20 protein-coding genes are annotated in these 26255 nt (G+C 43.9%); 15 read left to right on the plus strand and 5 right to left on the minus strand.

The features are described from left to right. Positions 1 to 242 precede the first annotated feature (242 nt). Positions 243 to 2519 (minus strand): hypothetical protein, encoded by a 2277-nt coding sequence (locus A0256_20110; GenBank protein AMR33563.1) that lies wholly within the window; start codon positions 2517 to 2519, stop codon positions 243 to 245. A 16-nt stretch (positions 2520 to 2535) separates the two neighbouring features. Next, positions 2536 to 3573 (minus strand): arabinogalactan endo-1,4-beta-galactosidase, encoded by a 1038-nt coding sequence (locus A0256_20115; protein ID AMR33564.1) that lies wholly within the window; start codon positions 3571 to 3573, stop codon positions 2536 to 2538. Positions 3574 to 3577: 4 nt separating this feature from the next. On the opposite strand from A0256_20115, the gene A0256_20120 reads away from it, so the two are divergent. The 7 genes from A0256_20120 to A0256_20150 all read left to right on the plus strand — a co-directional run bounded on the left by A0256_20120 (position 3578) and on the right by A0256_20150 (position 9326). Then, positions 3578 to 3808 carry a hypothetical protein gene (locus A0256_20120; GenBank protein AMR33565.1) on the plus strand — a complete coding sequence of 77 codons (231 nt, stop codon included), beginning with the start codon at positions 3578 to 3580 and terminating at the stop codon, positions 3806 to 3808. 33 nt (positions 3809 to 3841) lie between these two features. After that, entirely contained in the window at positions 3842 to 5341 is a 1500-nt protein-coding gene (locus tag A0256_20125) for a hypothetical protein (GenBank protein ID AMR33566.1), read from the plus strand. A 108-nt stretch (positions 5342 to 5449) separates the two neighbouring features. Then, the gene (locus A0256_20130; protein AMR33567.1) at positions 5450 to 7678 is read left to right on the plus strand and encodes a histidine kinase; all 2229 of its coding nucleotides are present in this window, start codon (positions 5450 to 5452) and stop codon (positions 7676 to 7678) included. After that, positions 7678 to 8082, plus strand: coding sequence for a response regulator (locus A0256_20135; protein ID AMR33568.1), 405 nt, complete (start codon positions 7678 to 7680; stop codon positions 8080 to 8082). Before A0256_20130 ends, A0256_20135 begins: the two co-directional genes overlap by 1 nt. A gap of 30 nt (positions 8083 to 8112) precedes the next feature. Further along, positions 8113 to 8529, plus strand: coding sequence for a hypothetical protein (locus A0256_20140; GenBank protein ID AMR33569.1), 417 nt, complete (start codon positions 8113 to 8115; stop codon positions 8527 to 8529). Beyond that, on the plus strand, positions 8510 to 9100 hold the full coding sequence (locus tag A0256_20145) for a hypothetical protein (GenBank protein AMR33570.1): 591 nt from the start codon (positions 8510 to 8512) through the stop codon (positions 9098 to 9100). The genes A0256_20140 and A0256_20145 overlap by 20 nt, the downstream gene beginning before the upstream one ends. 22 nt (positions 9101 to 9122) lie before the next feature. Further along, entirely contained in the window at positions 9123 to 9326 is a 204-nt protein-coding gene (locus A0256_20150; GenBank protein AMR33571.1) for a hypothetical protein, read from the plus strand. Between the two features lie 160 nt (positions 9327 to 9486). Here A0256_20150 and A0256_20155 read toward each other — a convergent pair whose 3' ends face one another. Next, positions 9487 to 11046 carry a microcystin degradation protein MlrC gene (locus tag A0256_20155; GenBank protein ID AMR33572.1) on the minus strand — a complete coding sequence of 520 codons (1560 nt, stop codon included), beginning with the start codon at positions 11044 to 11046 and terminating at the stop codon, positions 9487 to 9489. Positions 11047 to 11419: 373 nt separating this feature from the next. Next, positions 11420 to 14323, minus strand: a complete 2904-nt coding sequence (locus tag A0256_20160; GenBank protein AMR33573.1) for a hypothetical protein — start codon at positions 14321 to 14323, stop codon at positions 11420 to 11422. 330 nt (positions 14324 to 14653) lie between these two features. Here A0256_20160 and A0256_20165 point away from each other — a divergent pair, with 330 nt between their 5' ends. The 8 genes from A0256_20165 (at position 14654) to A0256_20200 (ending at position 25546) form a co-directional block, all read left to right on the plus strand. Further along, positions 14654 to 17773 (plus strand): SusC/RagA family TonB-linked outer membrane protein, encoded by a 3120-nt coding sequence (locus tag A0256_20165; protein AMR33574.1) that lies wholly within the window; start codon positions 14654 to 14656, stop codon positions 17771 to 17773. A gap of 21 nt (positions 17774 to 17794) precedes the next feature. After that, positions 17795 to 19303, plus strand: coding sequence for a glycan metabolism protein (locus tag A0256_20170; protein ID AMR33575.1), 1509 nt, complete (start codon positions 17795 to 17797; stop codon positions 19301 to 19303). 9 nt (positions 19304 to 19312) lie between these two features. After that, on the plus strand, positions 19313 to 21412 hold the full coding sequence (locus tag A0256_20175; GenBank protein ID AMR33576.1) for a hypothetical protein: 2100 nt from the start codon (positions 19313 to 19315) through the stop codon (positions 21410 to 21412). An 11-nt stretch (positions 21413 to 21423) separates the two neighbouring features. Then, positions 21424 to 22323, plus strand: a complete 900-nt coding sequence (locus tag A0256_20180; protein ID AMR33577.1) for a hypothetical protein — start codon at positions 21424 to 21426, stop codon at positions 22321 to 22323. A gap of 4 nt (positions 22324 to 22327) precedes the next feature. Then, a complete protein-coding gene (locus A0256_20185) occupies positions 22328 to 23356 on the plus strand; it encodes a beta-glucanase precursor (protein ID AMR33578.1) in 1029 nt (342 codons plus the stop codon). A gap of 74 nt (positions 23357 to 23430) precedes the next feature. Continuing rightward, entirely contained in the window at positions 23431 to 24291 is an 861-nt protein-coding gene (locus A0256_20190) for a hypothetical protein (protein AMR33579.1), read from the plus strand. Between the two features lie 226 nt (positions 24292 to 24517). Beyond that, positions 24518 to 25231 (plus strand): hypothetical protein, encoded by a 714-nt coding sequence (locus A0256_20195; protein ID AMR33580.1) that lies wholly within the window; start codon positions 24518 to 24520, stop codon positions 25229 to 25231. 6 nt (positions 25232 to 25237) lie between these two features. After that, the gene (locus A0256_20200) at positions 25238 to 25546 is read left to right on the plus strand and encodes a hypothetical protein (GenBank protein ID AMR33581.1); all 309 of its coding nucleotides are present in this window, start codon (positions 25238 to 25240) and stop codon (positions 25544 to 25546) included. A 15-nt stretch (positions 25547 to 25561) separates the two neighbouring features. Here A0256_20200 and A0256_20205 read toward each other — a convergent pair whose 3' ends face one another. Then, positions 25562 to 25951: a hypothetical protein gene (locus A0256_20205; protein AMR33582.1), complete on the minus strand. Its 390-nt coding sequence runs from the start codon at positions 25949 to 25951 to the stop codon at positions 25562 to 25564. Between the last annotated feature and the right edge of the window lie 304 nt (positions 25952 to 26255).

Here is a 26255-nt window from a genome sequence, read left to right on the forward strand (position 1 = left end):
GACAACAACCGGTACCAAGACGGTTTTAAGAACTGTTTGGATCAGCAATCCCAACGCCTATAATCGTATTACTTTTATTGGACAGAAAACCCTGTAAGATTTTAATTGTCAGGTACTTCCGATTCTTTTTGTAAAAGTTTGCGTTTGCATCCTGAAGTTCGCCGGGCAAAACAGGCCGTGAAAATGTAAAATTGGCCGATCATTCAAAAAAGCAGCATTTTAAAAAAGTAATCAGGCTAGTTTTAGTTGATGGTTTCTAATCGTATTGCTCCAAGCGTAACCGAGAATTTGTTATCAAACTGCCCCGGTATGGTCACTTGCAATTTTTCTATCTTGTTAAGTGTGAAAGGTGCGTTGCCGGGCGATTTAAAAGTAAAAGCCTGGAAACCGGGATAAGGCCTTGGCAGTAAAACCAGCTCATCTTTTTTGAATAAATCCAACGGAACGCGAACTTCTCTTAACTCCCTGCCGAGTTTAATGGTGGTGCTATAGGCATTGGCATCTTCATCAATCAGGGTTAATTTAAGGCCCAAAACGGTATCAGCTCCTGCATTTATGACTATGGATTGGAACTTACCGAGGTCAGCTTTCCGCGTTATAAGCTGTGGTTTAATATAAGCCTCTACCCCACCCGTTTTTGTACCCCAGTGGTGCTGAAGGTTCAACAAAAGAGAACCATCTGTTCGGTTGATATAGTCGTAGGAATCGCTTTTCCACTCCGGCGAAAAAATGGTTGCCGTTTGCCGGTTGGCGGCGGGCTCATACAGCTGCAGGCTACTGCCTTTGCTGCCCGACACTGCTTTAGCCACTTTTGGCTCTTCGGTTACACTGCCGATTTTTTGAGCAGGTGCATAAAATTCATTCATCCGCAAGTTGCCTACTTTAAAATCGGCCGGATAGCTGGATGGCGCACCCCCCTTTCGCCTCAGCAAATAAACACCGGGACTTACCGTCACAGCGTTTTTCGAAGCCGTTGAACGTACTCCATTTTTATTCACCTGTGTGACACTAAAATTATCGCCCAGGTCCGCCAGGTTTATTTTCATCTCCCGCTCCCGACTGACAACGGCTGTAACCGGTTTGTCTAATGATGTTTTTTCAAACGGGTCGTGCAATTTTATAACATCCGGCATCACTTCCAATCGCCAGGTGCCCGGGGCAATTTTATCTAGAAAATAGGCACCCGTGCCTGCATACTTCAGCACAGCAGAAGAGCCAACGCCAGCAATATGCTGCAATGCATTAGGCTGCACCGGCGCTGACGAGGTACTATTGGTATAGTAAAACTCCGTTGCTGCGTTCATCTCACTAAGTTGCTGTTTATAGCTCAAGTGGAAGTTACCAAAAACCGTATCTGCCGGGTAGGCACCGTACGACTTATACAATGGTACCTGCCGGAAAACTTTGCCTGCTATTAACAAACTGATAGCTTTTGCGGGGGTGTAAGCCAAATTCAAATAATGGGTTTGATACTCGGTATTGGCATATGCCGTTGCCATAGGGTCATAAGCAAACTGGGTGGCCCATTGGAAACCCGCCGTTTTAAAACTCCTTGCCATGGCCGGATACATGTACGGCTGTAAAACATCTCCCGATTCAAATTCATAGATCATCCGGGGTTTGTTCTTAAACGCCGGTATGGTATCAAACGGAATGGCGTAGTGATCTACCTGCGGCAACAGGTTCCCTAACTGTTCGTGCCCCGATACCAGTCCGGTTGGATACCATTGAAAACTAAATCCATTTGCTGTTGACGCGGCCACGGCATCCGCGTACGAAGGCGATTCGCTGATGTTGTAGAATATAGGTTTCTCCCACCCGGTGCTTTTGATCGCCGCCATCATGCGGTTGATGTAAGTTGTCGTTAGCGATTTCGGCCCGGTATGGTGCGGCTCGTTGTTGATTTCTGTTGCAATCACAAACCTGTCGGCTCCGTATGTTTTTTTAGTATAGGAATTTACGTGATTGAAGAACTGGATTAAATACCGCTCCTGGGCTTGAAAAGCTTTAGGGTTTACCAGGGCCTTTTCTTTTCCATAAATATCAGAAAAACTGCCGGTATGTTCATCGCTGTCGGGATAACCGTTACCCCAGAATGCAATCGGCGTGACGATGGCACGGATGCCACGCTGTTCCAGTTTGAACAGCAGGTAATCAAACAAACGCAGGTGTTCGTTATTTTTTAAGTTACCCAGCGAATCGCTGATTTCCGTATCCCAAATATGCACCCTAAAAGCTGTTACGCCAAGGCGGGCCAAATGGTACACATCGGCATCTATAGCCTTTTCCGGCAGCACACCCAGTTTTTTGTGCGAGCGGTAACCATATGCAAAAGGCACCGTATAGTTCACACCGAAAAAAGCAGCCTCGCTATCATCTTTTTGCAGGCGCATAATGCCCTTGTTATCTATGTAAACTTCGTTCGCCTTATTTTTTGGCACACCCGTCTGCGCATAACCCGGTCTGGCCGCACCAAACAAGTGAAAGCTTATTACAATTGCTAAAACTTTAAATCTCATCTACTAACCTTAATTACTACTTAATTAAAAATGCATCCATTGCCGCCGTTGGTTTGCCACTGGCATCAAAAGCGCCCAAACCATAGCCTTGCCAGTTATTATACGCTTCCGGCTCCCAATAAAAAACGCCGACACCTTTGCCGCCGGCAAGGCTGTTGTTTTTGGTAATAATATCAATTAAAAAAGCTTTTGTCGCGGCCGGTTCGTTAACCGGCATCCCCACTTCTGCCAGCATTACTTCCTTGCCATAGCGGGTTACCATATCATTCATATTAGTTAAACATTGGCTATTTAGCGTTTGCCAGTTAGCGGCTGTTGGATAAAGCGACATTCCGATCACATCCCAATTTGCACCGTTTGCCTTTAAACCATCAAATATAAACCGGAACAGATCATTATCATACCCGTTGGAGATATGCACGATAACCTTGCTGGTATTGCTTACGCTTTTTACAGCGTCATAACCGGCTTGTACCAAACCGGCAAAGTTTTTCATATTTACAGATACCTTGCCCTCATCCCAAAGCATACCGTTATTAGTTTCGTTGCCCACCTGTACCCATTCAGGCGTAATGCCTTTATCTTTCAGCGCGTTCATTACACCAGCCGTATAAGTGCTTACTGACGATTTTAACGCAGCAATATCCTGCCCTGCCCAGGCGGCAGGTTTGGCTTGCTTACCCGGATCTGCCCAGGTATCGCTGTAATGAAGATCTAGCAGGATGCGAAAACCCATATGTTTTGCCCTGATCGCTTTAGCCACTACATCGGCAGTGTTATTCCAGCTATCAGCAGGGTTAACCCAGGCCCTCAGCCTGATGGAGTTAATCCCCATATCTTTCAGGATCTGTAAGAGGTCCTGCTGCATACCGGCGCTGTTATAAAATTTAATGTTACTTGCTTCCATCTGGCTCACCCAGCTCACATCAGCACCTTTTGCGTAATTAGCGCTAAGTATTGCTGTATCCGGAACGTTGGAAGATGAGCTATCCTTTGTACAGCTACCTAAAAGTGCAGCATAAGCAACTGCAAGTGCTAAAAATACTTTCTTCATTTTATTGGTTGGCAATGCTGCAGATCTCTTTGCCCGGGCTTATCCAGTTTTAGTTGATCAACTGGTTTTGGTAGCCTTTCATTTTACTGCTTTACCGGCGACTAAATTAGCAGTTACCTTCCATTTTTTTGCGGTCGATTATATCCCTGAAGTAAAACTTTGCTTGTGTGTAAATGAAACCAAAAGGCGTGTAAATTATATGCTGGCTTTTACTAAAGAATTGTTTAATAAATAATAGATTTGGACTGCCTCCTTATCCCGGCCAAGGATGACCCAAGACATTTTTAAGAAACTAAACGAGTTAGGTATTGAGGTGGATGAAAATTCACCCTCCATGCTTGCCTATTGGGATAAAGATTTGAAATGCCGGTATGCCAATAACGCATACTGGGATTGGTTCGGCGTGAAACCTATAGATATGGTCGACAAGATTTCCTTACCTCAACTTATAGGTCCACTGTATGTTCAAAATCTGCCATACATTCAAGGCGTTTTAAATGGCAAAGTACAGGTTTTTACCCGTGATATCACAACCGTTGCCGGTGACATAAAAAAAACGGTAACAACCTATTGTCCGGACTTTCATAACGAAAATGTTGAAGGCTTTTTTGTACATGTGGAAGATATGGCTCCCAAAAACTTCACACATTCAACCCTAAAAGAAGGGAGCCTTGGTTATGAATATACAAACTTCAATGAGCAGAGTATTATCAATGTTCAAAAGGCGCTGTATGCCTTTATGCTCAAACCATTTCCAGGTATACCATTTCTGGCGAAACAAAATTTCGTCTCAGAATCCAGACTGAAGCGTGACTTTAAAGCGCGCTACAATAAAACTATTTTCCATTATTACCGGCATATCCAAATGGAATTGGCTGATGCCTATATTAAAGATAAAAAATGCAGTAAAAAGCAAATGGCAGATCTGCTAAACTTTAGTAATCCATCTAAATTTAACACCTGCTACAAAAATTACCTCAAAGAGAAGGCAGATCTGCAACTGATCAACGACATAAAAAAGGCATCTGACGACCGGTACAAAACTTTCATTACCCAATCACCTTTTGCTATTGCCATGCTTGATACTCAAATGATGCTTATGGCGGCATCGCAAAAGTTCCTGGCCGACTATCACATATTTGAAGGCGCCGTAGTAGGTATTCATTTTTATAAACTATTTCCAGATCTCGACCAAAAATGGAAAACGATGCACAAAGCAGCTTTGAAGGGTAAAACTTTCACGGGCGAAGACACATTCTTTGAGCGGTCAAACGGATCGCACATCTGGATAAAATGGGATATAAGGCCCTGGCGTAAAGAGAATGCCACAATTGGCGGCCTGTTAATATTTACGGAGGATGTAACAGCCATTAAACTAAAAGAACAGGAGAATGCCAAAATTCTGGAAATATTGAATAAGGCCAGCGAAATTGTGAGAATAGGTGCATGGAAAAGAAATTTCAAAACAAATACCAGTACCTGGAACCATGTGATTAAAGAAATTCTGGAGGTGCCGGTTGATTATACCCCCCAGCCAGAACTGGCACTGACCTTTTACAAGAAAGGCAAAAGCAGGGAACTCATGAAAAAATGCCTGCAGGAAGCTACTGATCTGGGTAAAACCTTCGATGTTAATGTTGATTTAATAACGGCTAAAGGCAATCAGAAAAAAGTGCGGGTAGTTGGCTATCCCGAATTCATTAATGGCAAATGCGAGCGTCTCTTTGGCATTTTGCAGGAATTATCGCCCAAAAAATCATCCTTCTGAAATTTGCAAACCGGAAAGGCCACTAATTGGCCCTTTACGGCTACATCACCTTTATGTTGATGATGTAATTTTATAATCTGAATTCTCAGCGTTATAAATAAGCAATCAATGAGTAGATACGAGGCAGATTTAACGAACTGCGACAAGGAACCGATAAGGATACCCGGCAAGGTTCAATCGCATGGATTCTTAATAGGCGTTAGTGATGAAACCGGAAATATCACCCACGTCAGCGATAATATCAGTCAATTTATTCCTACAACACCAGCAGACCTCTTGGGTAAGAGCCTGGCAGCATTAGCCAGCGCACTGGAATTAGATATGTTAAGCAGCGAGTTCTTTTTCGATCAGCTTTTGAAAGAAAAGGGTGAGAAGCAATTACTTGAATTATTAAATCCTCACATCATAAAATTAGCCGGCGAGCCCTTTAATATAGTGGTTAGCGAATTTAAAAACGGGTATTTACTTGAATTTGAACCGGCAAGCAAACACGAATTTGATCTCCAGAAAACCCTGGGCGCAGCCATTTCCAAAATGCTTGCCGGTGAGGGTCTGGTTACTTTGCTAAATAATGCGGCGCGTGAAATTAAACGCGTAATAAATTACGACAGAGTAATGGTTTACCGGTTTGCGGAAGATGGGCATGGCCAGGTCATTGCCGAAGAAAAGAATAACGATCTGGAGCCCTTTTTACATTTGCACTATCCCGCATCTGATATTCCAAAACAGGCACGCCAGCTTTATAAAATCAACCTCACCAGGCTTATTGCAGACGTAAATTCGGTACCATCCGATATTATGGCATTAGCTGATACTGACGAACCGCTGGATCTAACTCATTCGGATTTGAGGGCGGTATCGCCATTGCACATCCAATACCTGAAAAACATGGGTGTTGGTGCCAGTTTCAGCATATCGCTAATTGTAAAAGGAGAACTATGGGGACTTATTGCATGCCACAGTTTAACACCCCGGTTTATCAATTACAATGCCCGCAGTGCCGCCAAATTAATTGGAGAAGTACTGTCATCAGCGTTGGAATACCGGCAAGGTGAAGAAGATGTTGAAAAATTTAAGCAGTTAGCCGATTCGTCAGCGGGGGTTGTAAAAGCGATTGAAAGCGGAGAAGATATCATAGGTGCTTTAACTACCGGTGAGAAAACGCTAAAAGACATCAATAATTCTAGTGGGGCGGCTCTCATTTTTGAGGACCAGGTTTTTTGCATGGGCGATACCCCCAATGAGGCGCAGATCCGCGATCTGGCAGAATGGCTGATTAAAAATATGCAAGACGCTGTTTATACCTCGCACAACCTGTCGGAAGCATATAAGCCGGCTACCGAATACAGCGACAAGGCAAGCGGAATTTTAGCTTGCTTGTTATCCCGAGAATTAAAAGAGATGGTTATTTGGTTCAAACCCGAAAAACTAACAGCAATTAAATGGGCAGGCAACCCCGATAAACCGGTTGAGCTGGCAGCAAATGGCAGTATGGAGCTCACGCCAAGGAAATCGTTCGAAACCTGGGCGCAGGATGTTAAATATACCTCAGAGCGCTGGAACCGCGCAGAAATTGCGGCGGCTATCAACATCAAGGAACATATCATTTATGCCGTAAAGCGGAAAGCCAATGAAATACGTGTATTAAATGAAAAACTGATTCTGGCCTACGAAGAGCTGGATACTTTTAGCTATACAGTTTCGCATGATTTGCGCACTCCGCTGTCATCCATAAAAAGTTACTCAGAACTACTGCTTAGCAGCAATAGTAGCCTGGATGCCAATGCTTTGAATATTTTAGAGCGTATTAGAAAGTGTACCGATAAAATGGCCGTATTGATAACGGAGATCTTAAATTATTCGCGTGTTGGCCGCGTGGAGGTGACTAATGTAGAGATAGATATGGCTACGATGATTCGGGACATTAAAACCGAAATCATTGATGGTTTAAAGCCGGAAAATCTTGAACTCAGTATCGGCCAAACGCCAGCCTTACTTGGCGATAAAGTAATGATTAACCAGGTATTTAGTAACCTGATAAATAACGCGGTAAAATATTCGCGTAATGCAAAGCCTTCCAAAGTTACCATTAACGGATACACCGTTGATAACGAGGTAATTTACGCTGTAAGTGACAATGGAATAGGCATTGATGTAAACTACTACAACAGAGTATTTGAACTTTTTAAACGATTAGACAATGCGCAGGACATTGAAGGAACCGGTGTGGGGCTTGCTATTGTTAAACGAATAATTGAGCGGCACAACGGGCGCATATGGTTTGAGAGCAAACTAAATTTGGGAACTACTTTTTACATGGCCCTTAAGAATAATTAATGATAGCACCAGATATTTTTCAAGTAGAAGACGACATTGACTTTACATTCATAATGGAATATGCTGTAAAAGAGGTAGATAAAAATATAAGTTTAAAGATCACATCCAATGGCAACGAGGCGTTAACCGCACTAAAGGGTATGGCGGAAACGGGTAAAAAGCCCGGCCTTATCCTGTTAGATTACAATTTACCGGGCCTGTCTGGATTGGAAATTTTGAAGAGTATAAAAGAGATGCATTATTTTGATAGTGTACCTATAGTTATATTTTCAACCTCTGATAATCCCAAGGATATAGAATCCTCGATGGCATTCGGTGCCACCGCTTTCAGAACAAAGCCAATGGGTTATCGCGCACTGGTAAATAGTTTAAAAGCTATGCAGGGCACCTGGCTGAATTATTAACATAACATCAACATTACCAAACATAGCACTATGAAAAAAATTTTTGTGATAGAGGACGACAAAGATATCGCCGATTTCCTTGAGATTGCGTTATGCGAGCGATACACAGTGTTAGCCAAGCGAAACGGCACGAATCTGCTGCCGGTGCTTACCCAATTTATGCCCGATTTGATTTTGATTGACAATCAGATTGGCCAACGAAATGCGTCGGAAATTTTAGACGAGATTCGGTCCGCAGATTATTCCTTGAAAATACCGCTGATTTTATTTTCGGGCCATCCGGACATTGCTGCAATTGCGATAAAACTAAAAGCAGATGCTTATTTGGCAAAGCCGTTTAATTTAGTTGATCTTTATAGTTGTATTGCAGCAGTTTTAGAAAAAAACGATGTAATATTCTCTCCTGTCGCATTTAACGCAGTTGGCAATGTTGCACAAACTGATTAAAGAGGCAACCCGGCATCAACACGATGAACTGGAGGAAATGATGTATGTAAAAAACATCATGGATGATTCGCTTACGTTTGAACAGTACAAAAAAGTATTAATTGGTAATTATCAAATTACGGCTTTTTACGAACAAACGCTGATTAGCGCCTTAAATAAATCAATTGCGCTGAGGCTGGAAATCCACATGCGTATCAAAATAAATGCTTTATTAACAGACCTTCACGACCTGCACATTTCAACCGAAACGATCAATATTCCTGAACTGAATGAAATAGCTGCCCAAGGTTGTAACTATATTCTTGGGGGCCTTTATGTACTGGAAAGTGCTACACTTGGCGGAAATTTCACCTATCATAAACTCAAATCTAATCCTCATCTTAAGCCTTTAAATCTTTCGTTTAGATACTACCAGGTATATAGCGAGCAGTTAATCAGTTACTGGAAGCAATTTTGTGACGTTATAAATGCACAGCCGGAAGAAACTTTTAATGAAGTAGTTGAGGGGGCAGTTTACATGTACGACCACTTTATAAAGCTACAGCGCGGCCAACAAATTACAAACAATTAGGATCAGGTATAAAAATTAAAAAATGGATTACATTAATTACCAAACACAACTGTTTTCTGATTCGGACGTACATAGTACAACCGAACAATTTAACAACTGGCTGGCAGAAAAAAAAAATCTCCTGGAGGTGATTTCCTCTAATATGTGCACTTATTACGATGGCGGTAAACAGGTCTTTATGATTTATGTGCTTTTTATACTTTTCCCCGTCTCTACAAACGACTAATTATTTTTATTAAAATAGAATTAAAAAGGCGGTTAGTATTTTCGCTATTTAAAAAGGCCATAAAAATCTGCTGTAAGTTTATTTAAACCAATGCCTAGCCTAAAACTAAAACGAATACTAATTTCAAATCGTTGATAAAGCGGTAACAATCGCCGTAAGTCTACTTCCCCGATATTTGGATAAACCTGCCCGAAAGATCTGGATCTGCCATTGATTTATCAAAAGGAAACATAGGCCTGATGATGCGTTTGTAAGGTAGATGCTCTATATCCTGATCTACCCCGCCAGGTGTTAAAGCCAACAGCCAATCGGCACGCATGGCATATAACTCAGGTTCCAGGTACCCGATTTTAACAACTACAATATCAGCTTTGCGTGGATTTAAACCCAGGCGGGTAAAGTCGATCTCTTTATGATATGGCTTTCGTTTTTTCGTAACAATAACGTGTACGCTCCCCACTTTAACAACAACCTCAACTTCCGCATCCTTGTCGCCATATTCAATGGCTTCTACTGTGCCGGTCAGCAAAACCGGAGGGGCAAAACGCGCATCTACAGCGGCCCCTGCCCTACCTGTTACGGGCCTGCCCACACCCGCGGCAATAGCCTTTTCTACCAGCTCAGGACCGGGTATGGAAGCATAGATCAACGAGGGACCGGTGGCCTTTGTAAATTCCGGTCGTTTGAGGAGCTCAGTGAGTGTCCAGGTAGCATCGCCGGCGCCCCCTGCAGTGGGGTTATCGCCCGAGTCACTAATAAAAAAGGGATGCTTTTGGCTGGCCAAAGCTTTATTTACACAGAATTGTAGGTCACCAGTTGGAGCAACAAAAGCAAACTCTTTTCTTTTTTCCCAAAAGCTAAGTGCCAGCTGCTCGGCCGTGTTTTTAACTTTCTTTTGATCGTCACCTGTAACCATTACAACGGCCCGGTTACGCGGCTCGTCAGCCCAGGCGTAGCCTATCCAAATGGCTGCGTCTACAATACCCTCCTGTGCGGCTGCGGGAGCAACCTGCGCGTAAATACTTTTGCCCGGCTCTATACGGGTGCTGGTTTTTTCGCCGGGCAGCAGGACAGGTACAGGGATCCAAACTTTGTAGGCAGGTTTGCCTTTGCCGCTTGTAATACGGCTGATCAAGTTAGTAACGGCACGCGCTTTTGTTTGCATGGCATCCTCGTGCGGAGCCATGCGGTAGCAGGTAATCAGATCGGTATTTTGAGCAAGCCGTTCCGAAACATTGCCGTGCAGATCCATTGATGTGGAGATAATGGTTTTAAAGCCTACAACTTTCCTGATCCGCACAATGAAATCACCTTCCGGATCATCCAGCCCAACTACGCTCATCGCTCCATGAATATCGTAATACAAGCCATCGTAAGGAAGATGTTTTTTGAGGGAGTCAAGCGTTCTGTTAACCAGCGACTCGTACGCCGCGCGCGTAACCGCTCCGCCCGGCAATGATTTACCAACCAGCGTGGGCACCCAATTGGCTTTTTTACGTAACGCAGAATCGGCCGCCAAAAAAGGATATCTTGAAAATACCTCGTCACCATAAGTAGCATGGAAAGCGGCTTCGTCAGTTAATGCTGGTGAAAACGTACTGGATTCGATCCCGAGTCCGGCTATAGCAATTTTGGGAAGCTTTTGAGCATGACACAGCTTAGCAGCAATGATTGAAACGAATAGGATACCAAGAATCGAAATGCTGCGGAGTCTTTTCATTAAAAAGTGTTTTTACGATAAACTGAATAAACCTCAACGCGACCTGTTTGCTAATAGCCGCTTCATCACCTGTTGTTACAGTTCTTTTACCTACTGCGGTGTCTACTTTTTTTGTAGACTACCTATAGTACTAATGCCGCGCTAAAAAGCCGATACGGGTCTAAGCTCAAGGTCTTATCTGATGATTTGCGTACACAACTAAAATACATCTTTACTCTTGATGCACAACAGAAATTCGATAAATAGTTACAACCTGGCAGGTAATTGCACCAGAGGCACCGCAGCGAGCTGTGCATTATTTTGTATTAAGTATTGCCATGGACTGCAAAGCCGTCAAGGTTCATGCCCGGTGTGTTTTTATTAATTTCAGGTGCTAGGTATGCCTCATCAGTTCACGCTGAATGTCAAATAAAAACTCAAATAAATTAATTTCGGTGGGAATTTGGAGCTTTTTACGGAGCCGATAGCGGCTGATCTCCACCCCTCTTACCGATATAGCCATAAGCTGGGCAATCTCCTTACTGGATAGATTCATGATCAGGTAAGCACAGAGTTTCAGTTCCTGCTGGTTTATACTAGGGTAGCGCTCTTTTATAATGGTTAAAAAGCCGGCGTGGACTTTATCAAAATGCACGGAGAATTGCTCCCACTCCTCGTTTATCTTATTTTCGCCGGCCAGTAATTTTAAGATCTTTTTTATCTCCCCTGTCTCCACCACTTCTTTGCCGGATTTTTGAAGATGCTGCAGTTCTTCCTTTACTTTAAGTAAAAACTCCTTCTTTTGCACCAGGTTTAACGCTGCGGAAGCCAACTCGGCGTTTTGAAATTCTACCTCCGACTGCAGTTTTTCATTTTTCAGTTTCACCACTTCTTTTTCAGATCGTTCCAATTCCAACTGGTGCAGATAGGCGATCTGTCTTTGCTCCTCCTCATTCTTTTGCTGTTGAATCAATAATTCTTCTTGCTTTTTAATAGAGTGCCGTTTCTCTTGTAATTTATACAAGCAATAAAGCAATGCGCTAATACAAATCAAATATAACAGGTAAGCGCTAATCGTTTGATACCAGGGTGGATTAATGATGAAAGCATAGGTGGCCACCGGCGATACATTATTTTGATGATTGCGGGCTTTTACTTTGAAGGTGTAATTGCCCCATGGTAAATTGGTATAATCTTTTTCAGATTTTTTGGACCATTCCGACCATTCTTTATCAAAGCCTTCTAATAGATAACTGTACTCCGCATTAGATTGCTCATCAAAAATTGGTGAGGAATATTCAAAGTGCAGGGATCTCCAGGAATAAGCTAATGATAAAACATTGGTGTCTGCCTGCCCGGCTGCATCGTTAACGCCGCCAAAGTAACCGCCATATAGCAAACTGTCTGTGCCGGATATAGCCCTAACCTTGCGAATGTAAACTTTAACGGGATGAATATTTTGCTTATAGCGGGCATAATTGATATGATAAAACCCGTTTTCACTTCCTACAAACACATTGTTGGCATCAATAGGATAAACGTTTTCAAACCCGCTTAGCACCCGGTCATTCAGCTCGGGAATAATAGTGATAACAGGCTTTGCCGAATAGTCTGCCACGCCAAGGCTCTTACCTTCCACAAACCAGATATTACCGGCTGCATCTTCTTTTAAATATCTTAAACTGCGCTCTCCAAATACTTTTTTAAATTGTGCGGAAGGCTTGAAACGGTCTGTGTGAATATCGTATTCATAAATACCCTTTTCAGTTGCAATCACTACCCGGCCTTTTACCTTAAATACAAAATTGTTTAGGGTTGATGGCAGGCCCTGTGCCTTTGTGTAAGTTTTAACGGCACCATTAACGGGGTTAAGTTTATATACGCCCCGGTAAGGGTGCGATGTCCAAATAATGTGCTGATCATCTACTTGCAGAAAGCGAGCAGACTCGTAATACTTCCCTACGTTTCCCCGGTCAGCTAACTTACCCTGAGTGTTGTCAAACATCCTTACACCGTAATAGTTACCAGCAGCTATCTGCTGCTTTCCTGCATTATCCATCAGCGGCTGAAAGATCCAGAACCCGGTAGCATTATAAACGGGAGCAAATTGATTATGCAGCACCTCGAACACGCCATCGTCCCGGCCGGCAAGCAGGTGGCCATCCACCGCTGTAAGGTTCCAGGTTTGCCCTTCAGCCACTGTTTTTATACTGTTTTTGAGATAACTTAAGTCGGCAGAATTGGTTACCGGCAACCCGTAAATACCATTTGAGAGGCCAAAGTAAAGCGTGTTTTTGTAAAGCACGGTTGCAAAACCCCCACCATCTTTAAATATAGCCGGGTTAACATGTTTTACTGCATTGTTATAGGCAATGTAATCGATGCCATTGTCCAGCCCAAGCCAAAGGTTATGATTAGCATCGGTAAATAAGCTGCGTACATTCGTGTTTTGCAGGGCTTCCTTCCGGGCAATATTTTCTATCACATTTCCGCTGTTATCAATCTGGTATATGCCGTTGTTATAAGTTCCAATAATGTATGTACTATCTTCCAGCGCGGTAGCAGCAGAAAAATGCTGGTGATTATCGATTCCTTTTACCTCAAAATATTTGAGCTTATTGCCGGTAAGCAGGAACAACCCATGTTTTGCGCTGGTAATAAGGGCCGATGAATCATTAAATTTAGATATGGAAGTAATATAAAAATCACCCGGCAGCTTGCTTTTACTGATCAATGGCTGCCATTCATTTCCGCCAAATTGCAACAACCCTTTCTCTCCGTCATGAGCAATCAGTTGATCGCCGTAACGACCCATTGATAACCACGACCGCGAATGATAGACTGTTACCTTATTTTTACTGAGCCGGATGATCTTATCGTTCGATCTGAAAAAAACTGCCTTACCCAGGCAGCAGATATCCCAGATATCAGATAACTGCTGATCTGCCTTTGGGATAAGGTTTTTTATGGAGGTAAAAACTAGCCGTCCGTTTTTTGCCGGCGAAAAATAGCCAATCTCATCCTGCCCCCCTACATAAAGCTTTTTATCTTCCCCAAATTCCAGTGAGCGCACAATGGTTTTATTCGGCAAAGGATAAAGCTGCCAGGTGGCACCATCAAAAACCAGCACCCCCTCGTTATTTGCAAAATACATGCGGCCCTGCACATCCTGGCGTATTTTCCAATTTTGCGTACCAGCATTATACTGCCTTTTTTCGTAGTTAACAGTTTTGCGCTGGCCGATATAAGCCTGCGGCATTGCTTTTTGAGCAATTGCAAGTAACAATACGAAAATCATTAGCCTTGTAAACAATGGGTTAGGTAGCTTAATCAAAATTTTAAGAGAAAATATAATTGGTGTACGAATATCCACCTTTTAAATGATTTTTCAATAGTGTGTAGCAGGGATGTAGTACAAAATTTCAGTTTGAGCACCCGCCTGCTCTACATTTGACCCCATAAACCAATTGCTCCGGCAAATTATAAATCAATTTTAAACCCTTAACATATGATTACAAACAAATGTATGACCCTGCATTTTTGTACCCTAAAATTTAATTATGATTAAACTTTACTAAAACCTAAGTAACACCAACAGACCAATTATTTAATTTTCAATTAAACCTTTATGCAATTAAAACATAAGTTTCTTATGGGTATTGCGTTGCTGCTATTTTTCGGTACCGAGGGCTTCGCGCAATCGTTACGCTTAACCGGCAAAGTAACCCAAAAATCAGACGGGCAAAGCTTGCCCGGTGCTTCTGTATCAGTAAAAGGCACCACAATAGGTGTTGTTACCGATGTTAATGGTAACTACACTTTAAATCTGCCACAAGCAGGCGGAACCCTGGTTGTATCATTTATCGGGATGAATAGCATCGAAAGAAAAGTAACCCAGGCCGGAGAACAGAACTTTGTTCTGGAGGAAAACGCCAACAATACACTAAACGAAGTGGTGGTAGTGGGTTATGGAACGCAGAAAGTAACAAAAGTTTCGGGCGCTATATCCACTGTGAAAAGTGCCGACATCCAAAAGCTTAACCCGGTACGTGCGGAAGAAGCCATACAGGGCCGTGCCTCCGGCGTAACGATTGTGCAGGGCGGTACGCCAGGCTCATCACCCACTATTGCGATCAGGGGTATCCCCTCCTACCGCGGATCAAACCCGCTGGTGGTTATAGATGGGGTGCAGCAATCCGTAGATGACCTTAACTCGCTTAACCCAAGCGATATTGAATCGATCAGCGTATTAAAAGACGCCTCTGCTACAGCTATTTACGGGGTAAAAGGGGGTAACGGCGTTATCGTGGTAAGCACAAAAACCGGCCGTAAGAACATGAAAACGGAGCTTACCGTTAACAGCAGCTACGGCGTACAGGAAATTCAGCGTTACATCGGCGTTCTAAACGCTACGGAATACGGCGCTATGCTGAACGAAGGCAGTGTAGCAGCAGGTGGGAATGTTATTTTTCCCGATTTGTCTGTTTTAGGAACAGGCACCAACTGGCAAAAAGAAGTATTTAAAACCGCACCGCTACAGCAGCATAACATTGGTGTACGCGGCGGCAGCGAAACGGTCACGTACTTTCTTTCCGGCGGCTACACCAGTCAGGGGGGTATCGTTGGTGGTATCGATAAATCAAAATTCGATCGTGGCAACTTCACCGCCAACCTGGATTTTCAACTGGCGCCCAAATTGAAATTCATCTTAAACACCACCGGGGTTATTCTCAATTCGAAAGGAATTCAGGAAAATTCTTTCAATAGTGTTATTGGCAGCGCGCTTAACTTTGATCCCACCGTATCAGTTTTAAACAACGACCCCAATACCATCGGGAAATATGGTTATAGTAACCTGTTACTATCTGAAGTTTATAACCCATTAACCAAACTGGATAATACCTACAACAAAAACCTGGGCAGCAAACTGTATGGTAAATTCGAGATGCAGTATGACATCCTGAAAAATCTGAAACTAAGCAGCAGGTTTGGTTACACTAAGTACGATTCAAACGCAAAATCCTTTAACCCATTGGTTTTTTACGGACCACAAAACGTGGATAACAGCTTGAATGCCGATGGCTCAACCGTAACCGGCAGGTTTAATAGCGTATCGCATGATAAGGTTAGCAACTTTAATTACACCTGGGAAACTTTCGCCAACTACAATTTTAAGATTGCCCGGGACCATAATTTTGAAACGGTTATCGGCTACTCCTTGGCCAAAACATCAGGCAACGCAGCCGGTGCAAGCAGGCAGGATGTACCGTTCAACTCCTGGGAGTTTGCAGATTTCACCGCTGCTACAGGTGTTAACTCAGCTACCAATACCAACGCTTTGACCGGTTACTACTACCAGTATTTCAGCCGTAACCAATCTTATTTTGCCCGCGCTAACTACGATTACAAAGAAAGATACCTGGCATCATTCACCGCCCGCCGCGATGGTTCCACCGCTTTTGGGGTGAACAACAAGTATGCTAACTTCTTCTCCGGATCTTTAGGCTGGGTGGTTACTAAAGAAAGCTTCTTTAATGTGCCTTTTATCGATTTCTTAAAAGTGCGAGGCAGCTACGGTACCGTTGGTAACGATAATACGCCATCGCAATTTGTCAGGATAGTAACCGGCGGCCCGGATTATGGCGCCGGTGCGAACAGCAACGGCTATAACTTCGATAATGTATTTTATCCCGGTTCTACAGTTGGCTCTGCCGAAAACAGGAACCTGGGATGGGAAAGCCAGAAACAAGCCAACATAGGTTTCGACATGACCTTTGGCCACGGCAAGTTTAACATCACTGCCGATTACTATGAAAAACGGGTAAATGGCCTGTTGTTCCAGCCAAAAGGCTCGGAGATTTTGGGCACAGTACCTATCCCGGATGCCAACATAGGGTCTACAAAAAATAACGGTGTTGATATTTCCCTGGGCTATAACGACAAGTTTGGCGGGTTTAAATTAGCTACCAACCTAAATATAACAACTGTAAAAAGCCTGGTTACCGCAACCAATGCCGAAGGTACAGCAAGGATCACCGGCGGATCGTACTTTAACGGCCAATCGCAAACGGTAACTGTTTTTGAAAAAGGCTATGCTCCCGGTTATTTCTACGGCTATAAAACAGCGGGCTTATTCCAAACTGCGGCAGAGATAGCGGCAGCGCCGAAGCAAGACGGTGCCCAACCCGGTGACATCCGCTTTGTGGATATCAATAATGATGGCGTGATCAACGCAGATGACCGAACCAATATTGGTAACCCCTTCCCTAATGTTATTTTAGGATGGAACTTATCCATGAGCTACAAAAATTTCGATTTTAACGCCTTTACCTACGCTTCTATCGGTAACGATATTTACCGTGCTTATGAGCGTAACGCCAACTACACCAACAAATTCCGTGGGGTATTGGCCAGGTGGACAGGACCTAACACCACCAATGATGCCCGTAATCCACGCTATTCATTTACGGATGCCAACAGCAACATCCGCGTGTCAGACAGGTATGTAGAGGATGGCTCATTTGTGAAACTTAAAACGGTACAATTGGGCTACACCGTGCCGCAGCTAATGCGTGGCAAAGTATTTAAAAGTATCCGTCTCTATGCACAGGTACGTAATGCGTTAACCTTAACCAAGTATTCCGGTTACGACCCGGAAATATCTGGCGGCGTGTTAGATACAGGTGTTGACCGCGGCGCTTACCCACAGCCAAGAGTGTACACCGTTGGACTTGACATTAAATTATAATTCATTAACAGATTTACTACGATGAATAAAAGATATATAAAGCTGATTGGGGTGGTAATGCTGCTTAGCACACTCACAGCATGCAAAAAATGGGTAGAAAACAACCCGCACGATAGTTTTTTAGTAACTGACCTGGATTACCTGAAATCGGAAAGTGATTACCGCACCATGGCCATCAGCGTTTACTCGCCTGTACAATGGCTTAACCAGGTAGTGGTTATTGGGGATATTGCTTCAGATAATTCGGTAGCCGGTGGCGAAAACGCTTCAGACGTACTGGCGCTGCAGCAAATTGACGATTTCACCCTCACTCCTGTTAACTCTACGCTGGAGGATCTTTTCCGGGTGGCCTACGAAGGTGTAAACCGCGCCAATTACATGATCCAGTATAAGGACAAGAACAAGGCCGGCGAAGTGGTAACCTTCAATGGTAAGGATGCCCTTTATGGCGAAGTTAATTTCCTCCGCGCCTACTACTATTTTACACTTGTAAAAATGTGGGGAGATGTGCCGTTGTTTACAGACAGGCGACTGGGTTTGGAAGACCTGAAAGGTTTACCAAGAAACCCCAAAGCAGAAGTATATGCACAGATAGAGAAAGACCTTAACGCAGCTATAGCCGCATTGCCGGCAACACAGAGCCAAAAAGGCAGGGTCACTAAATACGCAGCACAAGCATTGCTAGGCAAGGTTTACCTGTACGAAAACAAATTTACCGAGGCGGCGGCTATATTAGAGCCCATCATCACATCCAACGCTTATTCACTGGTGAGTGATTACGCTTCCATCTATTTAGCAGCAGGCGAGAACGGCCCGGAGTCGGTTTTTGAAATTCAGTATACCAATGGCTCGCCGTATTACAACTGGGGCGGGGCAACGCGCGGCCAGGGTAATTATGCGGTACAACAAAATGGTGTGCGCGGTATCAGTGGCAGTGCATCAATGCCTTATGCGGCAGGATGGAGCACTAATCTGCCTACGCAAAACCTTGCAGCAGCTTATACCGCAGGCGATAAACGCAAAGATGTAACGGTATTGGATATAGAGGCTTATAAAAATGCTCATCCAAATTATAATTTGGTTTACCAGGTAGCTCCCTACAAAAACACAGGTTTATACAACCAGAAATATTTACCGCGCAAAGGCGAAACCTCCGGCCAGGTGGAATTGAACTACCTGAATAATTTCAGGGTGTTACGCTACTCGGAAGTATTGCTGATGGCAGCCGAAGCGATTAACCGCAGCAATGGCGGCGATGCCAAAGCCCAGGATTATTTGAACAGGGTGCGTGCCCGTGCCTTTGGTGATAACCTGCATAACGTAACCGCCACCGGCGATGCACTTAAGCAAGCTATCTGGAACGAACGACGGCTGGAACTGGCTATGGATGGTGATCGCTTTTTCGACTTGGTAAGAACCGGACAGGCAGCTTCAAAACTACAGGGATTTGTGGCAGGCAAGAACGAGTTGTTCCCAATTCCGCAGGAAGAAATCAATGTTTCCGGCATCACTCAAAACCCGGGCTATTAACCTTAAAGTATGACCATTATGAAGGCAATAAAATATTTTTTGAGCATATCCTTATTATTAGCCGTTGCAACAGGCTGTAAAAAGGAATCATTTAACGATACATCGTTTGTAAACAGCGGTGTAGCCGACCCGGCAAAGCTATCGGCGCTATTCAATATCACCCAGGATAACACCGGGCTGGTTACTATTTACCCTTCGGGCGAAGGTGCCACCACCTACGATGTTTATTATGGCGACGACGCGGTTAATTTTGTTAAGGTAGCCCCGGGCAAAAGTACACAGCACGTTTATAAAGAAGGTGTTTACCCGGTAAAGCTGGTTGCCCATGGCATTAACGGTAAAACAACCGAAATGACGCAACAGCTTACGGTATCATTTAAAGCGCCGGAGAACTTAAAAGCAACCATCACTACAAACAGCCTAACAGTTAATGTAATTGCAACGGCACAGTATGAAACCATGTTTCATGTATACTATGGCGATGAAGCTACTAAAGTACCGGAGCCCTATGATTCTTTCCTGGAAGATCAAACTGCTACCCATACTTACGCCAGCGCGGGCACCTATGTAGTGAGGGTAATTGCCCTGAGCGGCGGCGCCGCAACAACCAAGTATGAGCAAACCATTAAAGTAGGCAAGCAGATAGACCTGCCTTTAGGCTTTGACGACCCGAACTATGATTACACAACCAGCGACTTCGGCGGCAACCAATCTGGCGTTGCGGCAGACCCTGCTGATGCGGCAAACAAAGTTTTAAAAGTCACCAAACCTGGCGGTGCCGAGGTTTGGGCCGGTACCACTTTGGGTACGGCAGCTGGCTTTGCTACCAGAATTGGAATCACCCCTGGTAATTCGAAAATGACGGCACGTGTTTACTCCCCTGCGGCCGGTTTAACCATAAAACTAAAAGTAGAGGACCATACCAACCCCGATAAATCTGTTGAAACAGATGCCAAAACAACTGGTGCCAATAAATGGGAGACCTTAACTTTTGATTTCAATAACCAGTCTGCGGGTACGGCGGCCCTTAACGCTTCATATACCTTAGATAAGGCTTCAATGTTCTTTGATTTTGGTACTGCCGGTAGTGGTAAAGTGTTTTACATGGACGATTTGAAATTGAGTGCTCCTATTCAACAGATTAGTCTACCGGTAACCTTCGACGCGCAAAACACCGATTACAGCGTAACCGATTTTGGCAATAACATTACCGTTGATGCTGTGGATCCAACTAACCCGGCAAACAATGTTAAAAAAACCACCAAGCCAAACGGCGCCGAAGTTTGGGCAGGCGTTACCGTAGGTACTCCGGCTGGTTTTGCAACCAAGATCCCGGTAACTGCAGATTTTGCGCAAATGAGCCTCCGGGTTTATTCTCCGGCAGCGGGTTTAACTGTTAAGCTAAAAATTGAGGATCATACCGCAGGTGCAAAATCTGTTGAAACGGATGTTGTAACTACCGTGGCAAACCAATGGGAAACCCTAACTTTTAATTTCCTGAACAATTCATCAGGAACGGCGGCTTTCAGCGCAACAACCAATTACGACAAAGGCTCCGTGTTTTTTGATTTTAACGTAGGGGGCTCGGGCAAGGTATTTTACTGGGACGATCTGAAGATAGTGCCTGCCCCTTCTTCGGTTTTAGGTATCCCGCTTAATTTTCAGTCGTCAACCCTTAATTATAAAATTACAGATTTTGATGGCGGACAACTCACCGTGGTGAATAACCCATCGGCTACTGGCATCAATGTAAGCAGCAGGGTTGCAAAAATGGTTAAAAACCCTGGCGCAACTTATGGCGGCAGCTTTATGGCCATGGATAACCCGATTGATTTTTCAACCAAAAAGATCTTTAAGATGAAGGTTTACTCGCCAAGGGTAGGCGCAAAAGTATTATTGAAGGTAGAGAATCTAACCAACGGCGGTATTAGCTTTGAAAAAGAGGTAACTACTACCAAAGCAAACGAATGGGAGGAACTTACCTTTGATTACAGTGCCATCAATACCAGCAACGCTTACCAAAAAGTGGTACTGATATTTGATAACGGCACACCAGGCGACGGCTCCGCCAACTATACCTTCTACTTAGACGACATCACACTCAATTAATTTAAACAGCGATGAAAATTAATATTAAAGCATTAATAACCATCTGTTTGGCAGCCCTCGTTATTGCAATCGGCTGTAAAAAACAGGAATACTCCTTCGGAAAAATAATTACCCCGACCGATGTAAGCCTCACTACCGCTATTGCAGGGGTAGACGCGGCTAACCCAAACGGCGGTGGCTCGGGTAATGTTACTATCAAAACATCAGCTACCAATGCCATTTCGTATAAAATAGATTTTGGCGATGGCAATACACAAATTGTAAGCGGCGGCGAAATGGTGCACCGCTACACCAACCCCGGCACCGCAGATTATACCATTGTGGTAAATGCTATCGGTACCGGCGGCGTTACTTCAACCGTTACTAAAAAAATTACGGTATTTGTGGCCTTTGATATTCCGGCGGCTATTTTGCAAAATTTAACCAATGGCAGTACCAAAACATGGGTAATCGCTCGTGAAACTCCCGGGCATGTTGGTGTTGGCCCTGCAGATGGCTACACATCCAGCTATTACAGCGCAGATCCTAACCAGCGTGCCGAATGCTTGTACGATGACGAGATCACTTTTTCCAAAGATGCCAACAACAATGTAACCATGGTGATCAATAATAAGGGTCAGTCGTTCTTCATCGGTGCCTCAGCTGCATTTTACGGCAAAGCCGGAGGCGATAATTGTTACGATATTGATATGACTGCACCACGCAAGCTGGCTTTTATGGATGCCACATCCGGCTCTACATCTGCAAATTCAACCCGTATTCAGTTCATTGTACCGGGTAACGGCCTTATTGCATTTGGTACAGGCGGCACAACTTACGAACTGCTGGAACTCACTGCTAGTACCATTACCTTGCGTAATATCGGTATAGACGGACTGGCATGGTATCAAAAATTCAAAATCAAACCATAAAAATATGAAATACCTACAAATCTGCATCCTGGTACTGGCGATAGCCGCATGTACCGGCTGCAATAAAAATGATAACCAAGGCAGCACGGTAAATAAACCTGCCAACGTTACAGTAACATCAATGGTAAGCACTGATAATAGTGGCAAGGTAACTTTTGCTGTAACTGCCGATAATGCAGTATCCTATGAGTTTGATTTTGGTAATGGCTACTTCCAAACCTCAACAAGCGGTAACGTTAATTACCAATACCCGGTTGCGGGCACTTACACGGTGAAAGTAACTGCCAAAAGCGCAAGCGGAATGGTAACCGTGCAATCTGTTCAGGTTTCTGTTTCTGCTATAGAAACACTGGTATGGTCTGATGAATTCAACACCAACGGGGCACCTGATCCCGGCAAATGGGGTTTTGAACTGGGCAACAATAATGGCTGGGGCAATAACGAGCTGGAATATTATACTGCCCGCAGTGACAATGCCATTGTATCTAACGGCACCCTGAAGATCAACCTTAAAAAAGAAGACTACCAGGGTTATGGATACACATCAGCCAGGATGCTTACAAAAGGAAAATTCGGTTTCAAATACGGCCGTTTTGAAGCAAGGGCCAAGTTGCCAGCCGGCGGTGGTACCTGGCCGGCCATTTGGGCAATGGGAACTAATATCGACACAACGCCATGGCCCGGCTGCGGAGAAATAGATATTATGGAACATGTGGGTAATCAACAAAACAAGATCTTTTCTACCCTGCATTATCCAAATCATTACGGCGGCGGCGGCATCAGTAATAACACCATTATACCCACAGCCTCAACAGATTTCCATTTGTATGGCTTTGAGTGGAATGCAACAACCATTAAGTTTTCGGTTGATGGCAAGGTTTTCCACACGTTTGCTAATGATCCCTCTACGCCTTTCAATCAAAATTTCTTTTTGATCCTGAATGTGGCGATGGGCGGTAATTTTGGTGGCGCCGTTGACCCTGCTGTTACCGGCGGTACAATGGAAATAGACTATATCCGGGTTTACCGGTAATTAAAAATAAACCTAAAAGCCGTTTCAAATGAAATGGCTTTTAGGTTATTGATCATCCTTCCCCTATTAAGATTATGCTTTACAAAAAGTACTTGTATGTTGCTGCACTATCAGCAATGCTGAGCAACATGTCTTGCTCACCTGTCAAAAAGGCTTCAACAACAGGTTATGCCAAAGGCGACGTCGTTTTTTTTGATGATTTCAACGGAACTGCCCTCGACCGGAAGAAATGGACACCAGAGGTGCCGGGGTTTAATGGCAATAACGAACTGCAAACCTATGTGGATTCTGCCTCGGTGATGTACCTGGAAAGTGGCAACCTGGTTTTAAAACCCAAATACTCGCCACAGTTTAAAAATGTGGAGGGCCGGGTATACGATTTCATTTCTGCAAGAATTAATACTAAAGATAAATTCGACTTTACCTATGGCACAGCCGAAGCAAGAATTAAGGTTACCAGCGGCGATGGTTTATGGCCCGCGTGGTGGATGCTGGGTAATGGCAACTGGCCCGAAACCGGCGAAATAGACATTATGGAATATGTGGGCGAACCAGACTGGATCAGTGCTGCCGTACATGGCCCCGGCTACAGCGGAGAAACGCCGTTTGTAAACCGGCAATATTTTGCTAAAAATAACGATGCCACGCAATGGCATATTTACGCCGTAGACTGGACGCCCGATGCTTTAGTTTTTAAATATGACGGAGCTACCATGTTTCGTGTTACCCGCAAAATGGCCGAAATTTACGGCAAATGGGCTTTCGATAGCAAAAAATACCTGATTTTAAATTTCGCGCTTGGTGGCGGTTATCCTGCTAAAATAAACGGTGCTAAAAAGCCCCACTACGGCCTACCGGAAAGCACGGCCAATTTGGTTAAAAGCGGTGAAGCTAAAATGCTGGTTGATTGGGTTAGGGTTACCAAAACAAGGTAACCTCTAAAGCCCAGAATCCTTTTTTGCCGGCGATATTTAAAATGATTTACCGTGCGCATAACATGTGATGCGGGTTAAAATAATTTTCAAATATTTGCTTATCAAATATTTACATACAAATAGGTTAAGTTAGGTGAACCCTTAGCCAGCCGGGTAACATAACTGCTTTGTAAAAATAGGTGGTTTTACTTTTGAATTGGTGCCGAATGCTTACTTTTAAAAAGTAATGAGCAACATTGTAATTCATAAGGCAAATACACGCGGATCAGTAGATCTAGGCTGGTTAAAGAGCTACCAAACCTTCAGTTTTTCGGGCTACTACAACCCGGAGCGGATGCAGTTTGGTGCGCTAAGAGTATTGAATGATGATATAGTAAACGGCGGTGGCGGTTTTGGCGATCATCCGCATGATAATATGGAAATCATTTCGATCCCGCTGGAAGGGGCTTTGATCCATAAAGACAGTATGGGCAACGCCAGTACCATTTACCCGGGCGAGATCCAGGTAATGAGCGCCGGCACCGGCATCTATCATACAGAATATAATCAGCACGAAAGCGATCCTGCAAAGTTTTTACAGATCTGGGTTTATCCAAACCAGCGCAATGTTGAACCGCGTTACGATCAAACGATCATAAAACCTGCCGGAGATAATGTGCTATACCAGATCCTGTCCCCATCTGCCGATGATGAAGGGGTATGGATCTATCAAAATGCATGGTTTCATATGGGCACTTTTACCGCAGGGTCTGAATTCTCTTATGAGCTAAAGGATACAGCAAATGGTGTGTATGTATTTGTTATTGATGGCACGCTTACTGTAAATGGTACCGAATTGCACAAACGCGATGGAATGGGAACCTGGGAAATCACTAACCTGCAGTTTGTAGCTACCAGCAATGCACAATTGCTGATCATGGAAGTACCGTTAAAATACTAATACCTCATGGAAGCATCAACCCGTATACTTGCTGTATGTACGCACGAAGGCATTCTTGCCACCATACTCCGGCTCACCAATAAAAATGCGGAGTGGCACGCCACTGGTGCAGAAAGCGCTGACGAGGCATCTGCACTGATCAGCGGTAACGACTATCATTTAATATTGCTTGGCAGCGGCTTAACGCCTGAGCAGGAAGACCAACTGGCGGAAATTGCGCTTGGCAAATCCGACGCCCCAAAGATCATTCACCACTTTGGCGGAGGCAGCGGTTTGCTGTTCGGTGAAATTTATCAGGCACTTGGCAGCAAATAGTCCCGGCCCTGATAGTTAAACTGCGCTTTCAGGGGAATCTACACTTGGCCCGATCACGTTTTCAATAGTGGATATCAACTCATCTGCTTCAAACGGCTTCGCAATAAACCCATCAGCCATACAGCTTTTAGCTGTTTGTTCTAAATTAGTTGTACCGGAAAGCAGCAATACAGGAATAGTATTTGTCTTAGGGCTGATTTTAAGCTGATAGCAAATATCATGTCCTGTTTTACCATTCAAAAAATTATCTATCAGCAAAAGGTCGGGTGGGTTCTTTTCCACCTCAAATAAATCGGTAACATCATGACCTACTTTTACGAGATAACCGGCGTCTTTCAGCAAGAGGCTGATGACGTTTAAAATTTCGGCATCGTCGTCGATAATCATAATGGTTTGCTGGGCCATTGCAGTTTAAATTAGATGTGCAATTTAAGTATTAGCAGCCTAATTTCCATACTTTATCTGTTTGGTAACCGTGCATTTTAAGATTTCCGTGATGAATAGGTGTATGCTGATCAGCTGAAAATGCTAAAAGAGATTGCCACCTCCAAAAGGTAAAAGCCAGGTACGACGGGGCTAAACACGACAAGGTTGCTAACAATTCGCACGGTTAGCAAACTGTGATTACAAGATAAAACAGATCTACAAAGGCTTAATTTACACTACGAATTCGTAAAATGCTCGGCCTATTTATATTGCAGCAGGTATT

The sequence above is a fragment of the Mucilaginibacter sp. PAMC 26640 genome (assembly GCA_001596135.1).
Classification (GTDB): domain Bacteria; phylum Bacteroidota; class Bacteroidia; order Sphingobacteriales; family Sphingobacteriaceae; genus Mucilaginibacter.

What these genes read in the sequence shown, in the direction of transcription:
- A0256_20110 (AMR33563.1), bottom strand. Translation starts at nt 2,519, where the DNA reads ATGAGATTTAAAGTTTTAGCAATTGTAATAAGCTTTCACTTGTTTGGT.
- A0256_20115 (AMR33564.1), bottom strand. Translation starts at nt 3,573, where the DNA reads ATGAAGAAAGTATTTTTAGCACTTGCAGTTGCTTATGCTGCACTTTTA.
- A0256_20125 (AMR33566.1), top strand. Translation starts at nt 3,842, where the DNA reads ATGACCCAAGACATTTTTAAGAAACTAAACGAGTTAGGTATTGAGGTG.
- A0256_20130 (AMR33567.1), top strand. Translation starts at nt 5,450, where the DNA reads ATGAGTAGATACGAGGCAGATTTAACGAACTGCGACAAGGAACCGATA.
- A0256_20135 (AMR33568.1), top strand. Translation starts at nt 7,678, where the DNA reads ATGATAGCACCAGATATTTTTCAAGTAGAAGACGACATTGACTTTACA.
- A0256_20140 (AMR33569.1), top strand. Translation starts at nt 8,113, where the DNA reads ATGAAAAAAATTTTTGTGATAGAGGACGACAAAGATATCGCCGATTTC.
- A0256_20145 (AMR33570.1), top strand. Translation starts at nt 8,510, where the DNA reads ATGTTGCACAAACTGATTAAAGAGGCAACCCGGCATCAACACGATGAA.
- A0256_20150 (AMR33571.1), top strand. Translation starts at nt 9,123, where the DNA reads ATGGATTACATTAATTACCAAACACAACTGTTTTCTGATTCGGACGTA.
- A0256_20155 (AMR33572.1), bottom strand. Translation starts at nt 11,046, where the DNA reads ATGAAAAGACTCCGCAGCATTTCGATTCTTGGTATCCTATTCGTTTCA.
- A0256_20160 (AMR33573.1), bottom strand. Translation starts at nt 14,323, where the DNA reads ATGATTTTCGTATTGTTACTTGCAATTGCTCAAAAAGCAATGCCGCAG.
- A0256_20165 (AMR33574.1), top strand. Translation starts at nt 14,654, where the DNA reads ATGCAATTAAAACATAAGTTTCTTATGGGTATTGCGTTGCTGCTATTT.
- A0256_20170 (AMR33575.1), top strand. Translation starts at nt 17,795, where the DNA reads ATGAATAAAAGATATATAAAGCTGATTGGGGTGGTAATGCTGCTTAGC.
- A0256_20175 (AMR33576.1), top strand. Translation starts at nt 19,313, where the DNA reads ATGACCATTATGAAGGCAATAAAATATTTTTTGAGCATATCCTTATTA.
- A0256_20180 (AMR33577.1), top strand. Translation starts at nt 21,424, where the DNA reads ATGAAAATTAATATTAAAGCATTAATAACCATCTGTTTGGCAGCCCTC.
- A0256_20185 (AMR33578.1), top strand. Translation starts at nt 22,328, where the DNA reads ATGAAATACCTACAAATCTGCATCCTGGTACTGGCGATAGCCGCATGT.
- A0256_20190 (AMR33579.1), top strand. Translation starts at nt 23,431, where the DNA reads ATGCTTTACAAAAAGTACTTGTATGTTGCTGCACTATCAGCAATGCTG.
- A0256_20195 (AMR33580.1), top strand. Translation starts at nt 24,518, where the DNA reads ATGAGCAACATTGTAATTCATAAGGCAAATACACGCGGATCAGTAGAT.
- A0256_20200 (AMR33581.1), top strand. Translation starts at nt 25,238, where the DNA reads ATGGAAGCATCAACCCGTATACTTGCTGTATGTACGCACGAAGGCATT.
- A0256_20205 (AMR33582.1), bottom strand. Translation starts at nt 25,951, where the DNA reads ATGGCCCAGCAAACCATTATGATTATCGACGACGATGCCGAAATTTTA.